General features: G+C 56.9%; 8 protein-coding genes and 1 tRNA gene. 7 read left to right on the plus strand and 2 right to left on the minus strand.

All coding sequences use genetic code 11. The features are described 5' to 3' along the window. Positions 1–186 precede the first annotated feature (186 nt). Positions 187–2145, plus strand: coding sequence for a ligand-gated channel protein (locus KO116_RS06425; protein ID WP_035558826.1), 1959 nt, complete (start codon positions 187–189; stop codon positions 2143–2145). Positions 2146–2299: 154 nt separating this feature from the next. Here KO116_RS06425 and KO116_RS06430 read toward each other — a convergent pair whose 3' ends face one another. After that, positions 2300–4432, minus strand: coding sequence for a TonB-dependent receptor domain-containing protein (locus KO116_RS06430; RefSeq protein ID WP_035558823.1), 2133 nt, complete (start codon positions 4430–4432; stop codon positions 2300–2302). A 243-nt stretch (positions 4433–4675) separates the two neighbouring features. Here KO116_RS06430 and KO116_RS06435 point away from each other — a divergent pair, with 243 nt between their 5' ends. From KO116_RS06435 to KO116_RS06455, 5 genes are all read left to right on the plus strand, one after another. Beyond that, positions 4676–5647, plus strand: coding sequence for an ABC transporter substrate-binding protein (locus tag KO116_RS06435; protein WP_082072556.1), 972 nt, complete (start codon positions 4676–4678; stop codon positions 5645–5647). Positions 5648–5700: 53 nt separating this feature from the next. Next, on the plus strand, positions 5701–6669 hold the full coding sequence (locus KO116_RS06440) for a FecCD family ABC transporter permease (protein ID WP_035558820.1): 969 nt from the start codon (positions 5701–5703) through the stop codon (positions 6667–6669). Positions 6670–6677: 8 nt separating this feature from the next. Then, on the plus strand, positions 6678–7793 hold the full coding sequence (locus tag KO116_RS06445) for a FecCD family ABC transporter permease (protein ID WP_235272511.1): 1116 nt from the start codon (positions 6678–6680) through the stop codon (positions 7791–7793). Positions 7794–7843: 50 nt separating this feature from the next. Continuing rightward, positions 7844–8608: an ABC transporter ATP-binding protein gene (locus KO116_RS06450; protein ID WP_442905824.1), complete on the plus strand. Its 765-nt coding sequence runs from the start codon at positions 7844–7846 to the stop codon at positions 8606–8608. Between the two features lie 113 nt (positions 8609–8721). After that, the gene (locus KO116_RS06455) at positions 8722–10533 is read left to right on the plus strand and encodes an ABC transporter ATP-binding protein (protein WP_035558816.1); all 1812 of its coding nucleotides are present in this window, start codon (positions 8722–8724) and stop codon (positions 10531–10533) included. A 10-nt stretch (positions 10534–10543) separates the two neighbouring features. Here the strand turns inward: KO116_RS06455 and KO116_RS06460 are convergent, their stop codons facing one another. Next, on the minus strand, positions 10544–11134 hold the full coding sequence (locus KO116_RS06460) for a hypothetical protein (RefSeq protein WP_045812085.1): 591 nt from the start codon (positions 11132–11134) through the stop codon (positions 10544–10546). Positions 11135–11246: 112 nt separating this feature from the next. Here KO116_RS06460 and KO116_RS06465 point away from each other — a divergent pair. Beyond that, positions 11247–11323, plus strand: a tRNA-Ile gene (locus KO116_RS06465). Positions 11324–11503 lie beyond the last annotated feature (180 nt).

An 11503-nucleotide genomic window follows, 5' to 3' on the forward strand; every position in this document is an offset into this window, starting at 1 on the left:
AGGCCCACGGGCAGAGGATGAGACTTGATTGTGCCACTGTTCGGTGAGAATGAAAATAATAGGCATTTGTGTTCCGTTTCTTTGAACGCACTGTCTCACCTTATTGTGCAAAGAGTGTGTAAATATATAAATGCTAATAGTTCGCATTTATAGAGCGATCGCTCACACACTATGAAGGATTTTACTATGTCTCCCTGTTTGCGTCGCACGCTGCTGGCCAGCGCCGTTTCTAGCCTTGCCAGTGGCGCCTTGTTGGCACAAGAAGCACCACGACTAGATGATATGGTCGTGACGGCCTCCGGCTTTGAACAGCAGATTACCAATGCACCCGCCTCTATTAGCGTCATTTCGCGAGAACAGTTAGAGCGGGGCTATTATCAAAATGTCACCGATGCTCTGCGTGATGTGCCCGGTGTGATCGTGACCGGTGGCGGCTCGGGAGATAACGGTCATGACATTTCTATCCGTGGCATGCCGTCACAGTACACGCTGATATTGGTGGATGGTCGCCCGCAAAATTCGCGTGAATCACGGCCCAATGGTAGCGCCGGGTTTGAGCAGGATTGGCTGCCGCCGCTACAGGCCATTGAGCGTATTGAAGTGGTGCGCGGACCCATGTCGACGCTCTATGGCTCCGATGCCATTGGCGGCGTCATCAATGTGATTACTCGCAAAGTCGCCCAGGCGTGGCACGGTAATGTGCAGCTCGACACGGTGCTACAAGAAGACAGCGACGCTGGCGACAGCCGTCAAGCCAATTTTTATCTAAGCGGCCCGCTGGTAGGGGATCGGTTAGGGCTGCAGCTCTACGGGCGCACCTCTCAGCGCGACGAAGACAACATTCTTAACGGCTACGAAGATAAAAGCCTGCAAAGCCTTACGGCGAGGTTCAGTCTTGCCGCCTCGGATAACCACGACTTTACCGCGGAAGCTGGAATTACCGAGCAGCAGCGGCAATCACTAATGGGTAAGTCAGCGCCGTCAGAAGGCTGCCGTGGCGGTTGTACGGACAGCTACAACGACTATACTCACCGCCATGTAGCGCTCACCCATAGCGGGCGCTTTGATCTTGGTACCAGCGAAAGCTTTGTCCAGCGGGAAACCAGCGAAAACCCATCGCGGGAAATTGAAATCACCAATACCACTGCTAAAACCAGCCTAGTAATGCCGCTAGGTGCGCATATGCTCACCCTCGGTGCGAGTTACGAAGAAGAGTCGCTGGACGATTACCAAACCAACCAGATATCTGACCGTACCCATGTAGAGCAGCAGCAATGGGCTCTGTTTGCCGAAGACGAATGGCTGTTGACCGACACCTGGGCGCTCACTGGCGGGATGCGGCTAGATGATGCCGAGAACTATGGTAGTCACATCAGTCCTCGACTCTACAGCGTATGGAACATGACGCCTGATTGGACGTTAAAGGGCGGGATATCCACGGGCTTCCGTTCACCCAACCTACGTGAAGTCACCGCTGACTGGGGGCAAACTAGCCGAGGTGGCGATGTTTACGGAAATCCAGATCTAGAGCCAGAAACCTCACTCAATAAAGAGTTGGCGCTGTTATACGCCAATGATGCCGGGCTAAGTGGTGGTCTCACACTCTTTCATAATGATTTCAAAGATAAAATTACTCGCATTGCCTGCCCTGAAGGTCTATGTGCCGATGAGGCCAACGATTTTGGCAGTGATCCCACTTATCGCATCAACATCGATGAGGCCGTCACCCAAGGGGTTGAGGCAAGCTTAGCGGCGCCGCTAGGCGAGGCGGTCGAGCTAACAGCCAGCTATACTTTCACTGATAGCGAGCAAAAAAGCGGTGAATACGCAGGCGAGCCACTGACGCAACTGCCACGCCACCAGGTATCGGCCACGCTGGATTGGCAGGTTTCGTCTAAGCTGCGCCAGTGGACAAAAGTGACTTATCGCGGTGAAGAGAGCCAACCCAACACCGGCCCTTCGCAAAGCGCCATCGTAGCGCCTTCCTACACCTTTGTGGATGCAGGCGTTGGCTACCAACTTAATGAAACGACGCAACTCAATGCGGGCATTTATAACCTGTTTGACGAAGCGATCGATTACGACGAGTACGGCTATGTGGAAGATGGCCGTCGGGTTTGGCTAGGCCTTAACGTCGCGTTTTAGATGTAACGTTCAAACAATCAACGCATCACTGCAGCGGCTATCCAGCGATAGCCGCTTTTTTTGGGTTGAGAAAAGTATGTGCTAATAAACAAAAAAGCCCCGGCACATGGCCGGGGCAGAAATCAGCATTGAAACAGTAGCGAGCTGAAAGGGGTTAGAACTCGTAGCGGGCCGACAGCCACAGGCGGCGGCCCTCTTCGCTGTTGGCGTAGACATTGCCAAAGCTGGTGCCATTGCCATAGGCGCGGTAGTCGACAAAGTCCTTATCGAACAGGTTATAGATGGTCGCGCTCAGATTAAGCTGATTGGTGACTGCGTAACTACCGCCCAGATGGAACAGCGAGTAGGCTTTAAAATCACCTAAATCGTCGAAGGAAGGCGCGCCCCGAACGCCTTCACGATTACGGTAGCGCTCGCTGCGGTACTCCGCTGAAAGCCATGTGTCCAGCTTCGCAGTGGTTTGCCAGCGCAGCGTGGTATTGATCGCGTGCTCGGGTGTGTCGGTCAGTGGATCACCTTTATTTTCGCCGCTTTGTTGCTCGCTGTCGGTATAGGTGTAGTTGGCACTCAAGCGCCAATCCGGGTTGAACTGATAACCGGTGGCGAGCTCAACGCCCTGGGTGATCGCTTCATCGATATTGACGTCTTGGCCATACAGGCCGTCAGGAATCAGCGGGTCGTTTTCAATCAAGATATCGTTGCCGCTGGCAATCTTGTCGTCAAACTGGTTGTAGAACAGCGTCGCGCTAACGGTGAAGCCCTGTTGATTATCGTAGTGCGCGCCGATCTCGCTACTGGTGCTGGTTTCGGGCTCCAGGTCAGGGTTGCCTATAGTGAGCACCGTGCCTTGGCCTGTTACGCCGTTAATGCCGTCGTGCAGGGCATTAAGTGTGGGCGTTTTGTAGCCGCGGCTAATGCCCCCTTTTAGCGTCCACTCCGGCGTCGTGTTCCAGACCAGGTAACCACGTGGGCTAAACTGGCTGCCAAAGGCATCGTGATGGTCATAGCGGCCGCCTAAAGTAAGCGCTAAGTTCTCTTGCAACAGCCACTCGTCTTCAGCAAATAGTGACCACGTGGTTTGCTCAAAGGTTTCCCCTGCCAGGCCGTCGTCAAGTTCGGCATCCCACCACTGCATCCCTACGGTGGTCATGTGATTGCCTAACGGCATGATGAACTTGCTATCGAGCACCGTGTTAGTCGTCTCAAGCTCGCGCGGGTCGCCGCCGACAATGCCGGGAAAACCATCGTAAGCTTCACCGATGGTGCCTGGAATGGTGCGCCCTTTGGTTTCAGTGGTATTGCGCATTAGGCTGGATTCTAAAGTGCCCGACGCAAATCGCCCCGTGTGGCCAATCGCGACTTGCTCACGCTCGAAACGCAGCTCATCAGAGTAGCCAAAGGCTTCGCCGGGTTCGGGGTCGCAACTGCGAGTGCGGCCATCCAGCGTGCCCAGCTGGCACTCATCGTTGTTATAGCGCTGCCGGTTGATTTCACCATCAACCCAAAGGTCATTGCCGCCGTTCGGGGTCCAGGTCAGTTTGCCGCCCAGGTTGTAAATGTCGCTCTCGACAGGGCTGGGGCCTCGCTGGCTCACTTCGATCGGGTCACCGTTTTCGTCGCTGTAGACAAGCTCGGATGCGTCGCGCTCATAAAAGCGCCCGCGTAGCTGGACGCCCACGGTATCTTCAATCAGTGGCCCGCTGGTGTAGAGATTGATCTCACGGCGATCGCCGAAGTCACGATCCTGGTTAAAGGTGTTCTCAATACCTACTGAGCCAGTCCACTCACGGCCAACGCGGCGGGTAATGATGTTGATCACGCCGCCCATGGCATCGGAGCCATAAAGGGTCGACATCGGCCCACGTATTACCTCAATGCGTTCAATGCTAGAGACAGGCGGGAAGAAGCTGGTCGAGGTTTCACCAAAGCCGTTAGGCGTCACGCTGCCCGCTGCGTTCTGGCGGCGCCCGTCGATCAGTATCAAGGTGTAGTCGCTGGGCATGCCACGGATGCTGATATTACTGCCCCCCGTTTTACCCACTTGGCCGCCCACATCGACGCCTTCCACATCACGCAGGGCATCGGCAATGCTCGTCACCCGCGTGCGCTCTAGCTCCTCGCGTGTTATCACCGAAATGCTGGCCGGGGCGTCTACCAACGCTTGCTCAAAGCCACTGGCAGATACCACGATCTTATTAAGCTGAGTGGCTTCTTGGGCATGGGCACCCGTAGATAATGTGGCGAGCGCGATGGCACTGGTTAATGTACGACGAGTGAAGTAGTGCATGTGTACCCCTTGGTAATACGATTTGCTTTCTAATGATATTTATTATCAAGTAGGTTTGTGATTCTAAGAAGAAAAGTTCCTATTTACGATGCAAATTGAAGGAACGCTCCGTTGCGTAAAATGCAACCTTACGTGCCTCAAAGCGTTGCGTTAAATGGAACGCGCTATTCGTTCAAATAATAGTGCAAGTGATTTTGAGAATCGTTACTATCTTTCTCTATCTTCTTTGTTCGAGAGAAATCAATGCTGGCTCAAATCACATCGTTAGCCTTCGGCCGTCCCAAGCGCGGGCGCCTGAGCATGGCTGCTGCGTTATTGAATGTTTTATTCATCAGTGCATTAGGCGTGTCTGCCGCGCACGCTCGCACGCTGGAAACGGCGTTTGGCGATGTAGAGGTTGAAGGAACCCCCGAGCGCGTGGTGACGCTTTATGAAGGCGCACTGGACGCCGCCGTGGCGGCAGGTGTGAAACCACTAGGCGCGGTTACCTCCCGCGGTGGCGACAATGTCGCCCGTTATATAGAGCCGCATCTGGGGGATGACCGACCAGCGATCATGGGTGTGGTGCGCGAGATCAATATTGAAGCCGTGCTGGCGCAGCAGCCGGATCTGATTCTGGCGCCAGCGCAACTGGCTGATGAGCAGTATCAGTTGCTTTCCCGCATTGCACCTACGGTGGTGCCACCCACTCAGCCGCTGGCGCCGGATAACTGGAAAGCCGAAGCGCGCCTTTATGGCGAAGCGCTTAATCGCCAGGCCGCGATAGAAGACGCCATTGCGGCCGTAGAGCAACGTGCCGCTGAGGTTAGTCAAGCCGTGGACGAAGCAGGGGCGGCTGGTAGTGCTTTCCTCATTCGTTGGATGCCCGGCGGCCCCATGGTGATGTCGCAAAACCTTTTCGCCGCTGGATTGTTAGCCCAAGCTGGGCTGGACGTTCAGGACGGTGGGTTAGTGGGCGAGCGCGGTGTGCACAGCGATGTGCTTAGCCTGGAAAACCTGTCACAAGTGGATGGCGACTGGCTGTTTCTAGCAACGCTCAACGATGATGGTAAAGCAGCGTTGGAGTCGGCTAAGCAGAGTAGTGCCTTTACGCGCTTAAATGTGGTGCAGCAAGGGCGTGTTGTCCCTGTGGATGGCCAGCTCTGGACAAGCGCCAACGGCCCGCTGGCCGCCCAAGCCATTCTTGATGAGATTGAGGCTGCGCTGTTGCCGTGAGGGTTTCACCATTTGCAACCTTAGCTATTAAAAGAGCTAACCCGCGCACGTTAATGCTGCTCCTGCTCACCGCCCTTGTGGCGGTGAGCCTCGTTAGCCTGTTGATCGGCGCGGGCAGCGTTGGGCCCGGTAGAGCCATGGCGCTGTTAAGCGGTTCCCAAGACAGTGAAGCACACTTTATTGTCTGGGAATTGCGCGCACCGCGAACGTTAATTGGCATTGTGGTGGGCATGGCGCTAGGCGTGGCGGGGGCGCTGTTACAAGCGGTGGCGCGTAACCCGCTGGCTGAGCCAGGCTTGTTAGGGGTGAGCGCGGGCGCGGCCTTTGCCGTGGCACTGGCCTTGGTGTTGGGGGCCAGTGCGGCCACGCTGCGTATTTCCGTTGCTCAGTTGGGCGCCTTGATGGGGTGCGTGTGCGTATTGAGCGTGGCGCGTTTTCGCGGTGTGGGTAACGACCCTATACGGCTCGTGCTTGCTGGCGCTGCGTTTTCGGGGCTACTGGCGTCCCTCACCTCGTTGATACTGCTTTATGACCAGCGCGCCGCTGATGAAATTCGCTTCTGGGTCATTGGCAGTTTGGCTGGCCGCCGCTTGGACGACCTGCTCTCGGTGCTGCCCAGTATGCTGGTCGCTTCCATTATCGTATTGCTGATCGCCCGGCCGTTAGCCGCGTTAGCACTGGGGGAACGGGTTGCCTCGGGGTTGGGCCACCACCCCAACCTTATTCGTTGGTTGGTGGTTGCTTGTGTGGCGCTCTTGGTCGGCGCGGCTACCGCTATTGCAGGGCCCATCGCGTTCGTTGGACTGGTCGTGCCGTTTGTTGCGCGCGCGTTTGCCGGGCCAGATATTCGTCGCACGCTATGGTTCTGCCTTCCCATTGGTCCTTTGATGGTGTTGTCGGCGGACATTGTATCTCGTGTCGTCGTTGCCCCTTCAGAACTGCCGCTAGGCGTACTCACCGCGCTATGCGGTGCGCCCGTGCTCATAGCGGTGGTGCGCGCACGCCGTTTGCCGATGCTATGAGTGGAACAATGAAACCTACCCCAGTCCGCTCTTCTGCTCTCGATGCCGCTTCTACACGACCGGCTCGTATCCCCATTTCGCCACCCCAAGGCTATTGGCGCTTATGCTGGCGAAGCCGCCATGGCGACCAAAGTGTGCTGCTGGAGCGGCGTGCGGTAACGGTCAATGCGAGCTTGTTAGGCGCGTTTCTGTTGGCCAGTGTGCTCTACCTGAGCCTGGGGAGCGTCAACGTCGCCCCGATGGCGGTGTTGCACGCGCTGTTTGGCAAGGCGGATATGATGGCGAACTTCGTGGTGCAGGAGCTCCGCCTGCCGCGGTTAGCCGCCGCCGCTTGCACCGGTGCGGCCTTTGCCCTGGCCGGCATTTTAATGCAAACGTTAGCCCGCAATCGCCTGGCGACCCCCGGTATTATCGGCATTGATAATGGCGCGACGGCTTTTGCGGTGGCCTCCATCGTAGGCATCGGCGTTTCCATTGCGCCCCCCGCCATGGCATTAGCAGGGGCGACCACCGCCGCGGTGCTCACGTTTGGTTTGGCGGCGGGCAGCGGCACCCAGGGCTATCGCTTTATCGTTGCGGGCATTGGCGTTGGTGCCGTGTTTGGCGCTGTCACTCAGCTACTTCTCGCTCGCGTGGCGATCGACACCGCCAATGCCGCCTACCCCTGGACCGTCGGTTCGCTCAATGCCCGCCCCAGCGGCGCGCTACAACTGCTGATGTTTGGGTTAGTGCTAGGTTTGATCACAGCGCTGATGTTAGCTCGTTCGCTTACGTTGCTACGTTTTAAAGATGCCACCGCCAGTGGTTTAGGGGTCAAAGTTAAACGCCGCCGATTAGAAGTGTTGCTGCTTTCGGTGGCGCTGACCGGCCTGGCCGTCGCGGTGGCAGGGCCTGTTGGCATGGTGGGGCTGATTGGCCCAGAGATTGCCCGCTCGCTGTCGAGCTCGCGCGGAGTGCCGATTACGGCGGCAACGCTGGCAGGGGCCTTGGTGATGGTGCTGGCTGACCTGGCCGGGCGCACACTGTTGGCGCCGATTGAGATTCCGGTCGGTATTGTCACGGCCGTGGTCGGCGGGCCGTGGTTACTTTGGATATTAATGCGTCCTCAACGGAGCTTTACATGAGCCAACCTTCCAACTCTGCGTTACCGTCACTGTCGACCCACTCACTCGGCATGAGCTATGGCGCCCGGCAGGTGATCAACGGCTTGGATATCGCTCTACCCAGCGGCAAAGTGACCGCGATTGTGGGCCCCAATGGGTGCGGAAAATCGACGCTACTGGCCGGGCTTGCGCGCCTGCATAAACCTGATAGCGGGCTGGTATTGCTGGACGGTGGCGATATTCAACGCCTGCCCACTCGCCAGTTAGCCACTCAGCTGGCGCTGCTGCCCCAAGAGGCCGTAGCGCCGGAAGGCTTGACCGTGACCGAACTAATCCGCTTTGGCCGCCAGCCCCACCAGGGCTGGTTGCGCCAATGGTCGGCGGAGGATCAGCGCGTGGTTCAGCATGCACTGGCAGCCGCAGGGCTTGAGCCGCTCGCGGACAGGCCAATTGATGCGCTTTCCGGCGGCCAGCGGCAGCGCGCCTGGATTGCCATGACCATCGCCCAGCAAACCCCGCTGCTGCTGCTGGACGAGCCCACCTCCGCACTGGATCTAGGGCATCAGATTGAAGTGTTTGAGTTGGTCAAACACCTTGCTCACCATGGCCGCACCGTCGTGATGGTGTTGCATGACCTTGCCAGTGCCTGCCGCTATGCCGACCATCTCATCGCCATGCGCGAAGGGCAGATTGTTGCGCAAGGACCGCCCGCGCAGGTGGTGACGCCTGATCTGGTGCGCACGCTCTATCAAGTCGATTGTACGCTACTCATCGACCCCGATACCGGCAGCCCCTTGTTGGCTAACGTGAGGCGCTGTTCAGAGCCCACTTATTAGGCCAACGGCCGGGCTGGCGCCATGGATGCCTGCTAAAAACGGATGCCCCGCTAGAGATAGCGGGGCTATTTCATTACTCTAATGCCTCGATAATCACTCAGTAAGGAATACTTGTGTCCTCTCCTGCGCACAGTTTTCAAGCCTTGGTGCGCCTGCTGCGCTACGCCAAAGGCTACCGGCGACGCATCATGGCCGCCACCGCTTGTTCCGTTATCAACAAGCTGTTTGATATTGCCCCCGAGATTTTGATTGGTGTCGCCATTGATGTGGTGGTCAACCAAGAGCAGAGCTTTGTGGCGAGTTTGGGATTTGAAACGCCTCAGCAGCAGATCACCATGTTGGCAGTGCTGACGTTCGTTATCTGGGCAGGAGAATCGCTGTTCGAGTATCTGTTCCAAATCCTCTGGCGCAACCTGGCCCAGCGGCTACAGGCAGATATGCGACAGGATACCTACGAGCATGCCCAGCGCCTCGATATGGCGTTCTTTGAATCGAAAAGCTCCGGCCAGCTAGTGGCCACCATGAACGATGACGTCAATCAGCTTGAGCGCTTTCTGGACGGTGGCGCCAATTCCTTGATTCAGGTGGTCGTCACGGTGATAGCAGTGGGCGCGGTGTTCTTCGTGCTTTCACCGCTGATTGCGCTGTTGGCATTTACCCCGATTCCGCTGATTATCTGGGGTGCGTTCTTCTTCCAGCGCAAGGCCGGGCCGCTGTATAGCGATGTGCGCGAGAAAGTGGGGGATCTGGCCAGCCGGTTATCCAACAACCTAAGCGGCATTGCCACGATTAAAAGTTTTACCAGCGAAGACCGCGAAGCCGAGCGCCTGCGCGATGCTAGCGAAGCCTATGTTGAAGCCAACCGCCGCGCGATCAAGGTTAGCTCCGCCTTTATTCCGGTCATCCGCATGGCGATTTTGGCGGGCTTTCTCGCCACCTTTACCGTTGGCGGCATGATGGCGCTCAACGGCTCGCTGAATGTTGGCGCTTACGGCGTGCTGGTGTTTCTGACCCAGCGGCTGCTCTGGCCACTCACCGGCCTGGCCCAAGTGATCGACCTGTTTGAGCGCGCCATGGCCAGCACGCGGCGCATCCTTGATCTGCTCGAAGTGCCGATTACGGTCAAAGACGACAGCACCACACCGCTCGCTCAGCCGGTGCGCGGCGAAGTGACCATCGACAATGTGAGCTTTCACTACGCCACCAGCGGCGTTGGCGTGGAGAACGTTCATTTACACGCACCGGCAGGCAACACTTTGGCGCTGGTTGGGGCGACGGGCTCGGGCAAATCGACCCTGATCAAACTGCTGCTGCGTTTTTACGACCCGGAAAACGGACGAGTACTCATCGACGGCCAGCCGATTATCGATGTCAGCATGAACTCGCTACGCCAATCGATTGGCCTGGTTAGCCAGGACGTTTACCTGTTCGAAGGCAGCATTCGCGACAATATCGCCTACGGCAAACCTGATGCGGACGAAGCGGCGATTATCGATGCCGCCAAAACCGCCGAAGCGTGGAGCTTTGTCGAAACGTTGCCCCAAGGGCTGGACACGCCAGTAGGTGAGCGAGGCGTGCGGCTTTCCGGCGGCCAGCGCCAGCGGCTTTCTCTAGCCAGGGCGCTGCTGAAAGACCCGCCTATTTTGGTGCTGGATGAAGCCACTAGCGCAGTGGACAACGAAACCGAAGCGGCCATTCAGCGCTCGCTCAAGCGTATTGCCCATGGCCGCACGGTGATTATGATTGCTCACCGGCTTTCGACCATCGTGCATGCCGATGAGATCGTCGTAATCGAGAAAGGCCAAGTGGCCGAGCGGGGCAGCCACTCGAGCCTATTGGCAGCTAACGGCCACTATGCCGCCCAGTGGCGCGTACAAACCGGCGAAGCCCAGGCGGGGGATGTGGAAGCAATTAGCAACCTTTAACGGCTATCGATTATCTATTAACCAGGAGCGCATTGAGAGTGACGGGCACATGCTCGTCAATCTCTTGATAGCCCAGCATCGACAGCACGGTGCGCACCGTGCTGTTGGCCATCAGTGCTCGGCCATCCATCGCCATTGGTTCCGCGTGGGTCACGCGTATCTCGTTCAAGCCTTCGCGGGTAAACCGCAGCGGCACGGATTCCTGCTGGTTAATCATGTCGGACTGAACGCGAAACTCCAACGTCTCCACCAGTGATTCACCAATATCTAAGCTATCTAAACGCTCGGGTGGCATCTGTGCCACTAGCGTGACCAGGGTGGTATTTGCCAGCATGCCTATCCACGGTGGCAGCTCGCCAAAGCGTTCCAGCACATCCGTTTGGCTAAGTTTTAACGGCAGGCGCAGTGTGCCATCGCTGGAGATATCACCCTGCAGATCACGCACTTGGTGGTGATGAGTTTGCGGTGTTTCGCCGTTCAACTGAGTAATCGACGCCTGCACCTGCGACTGGGCAGGGTCAAGCTGCCAGTCAGCGTGCACGGGCAATGCCAACAATAAAGGAAATAGAGCAATCAATGCTTTCACAACGCGTCTCCGCATAAAGAACTACTCACCAGACTGCCCAATCCACATAAAGTGCCGTAATGACATCAAGATAGCGCAAAGGGACTAGCCTCACCCGGCCACATTCGCTATGATATGCACGCTTTTCGGGCCTATAGCTCAGTTGGTTAGAGCAGGGGACTCATAATCCCTTGGTCGTAGGTTCAAGTCCTACTGGGCCCACCATTTCTATATTTGCCTAATTCAAAAAGCAGGGGATTATAACTCCCTTGGTCTGCGGCTCCCCGCCACTCGTTTTGCCCTTTCTTTGTTTATCTCTTTCTTGTTCGCTTTCAACGGCTGATAGCTCGTTGTTGGCTGTGTATGATAATCGCAATTAACAAATACTTATTGAGTGAGGGCAGG

This window comes from Halomonas sp. KO116, from assembly GCF_000734975.2.
GTDB classification, from domain to species: Bacteria; Pseudomonadota; Gammaproteobacteria; order Pseudomonadales; family Halomonadaceae; genus Vreelandella; species Vreelandella glaciei.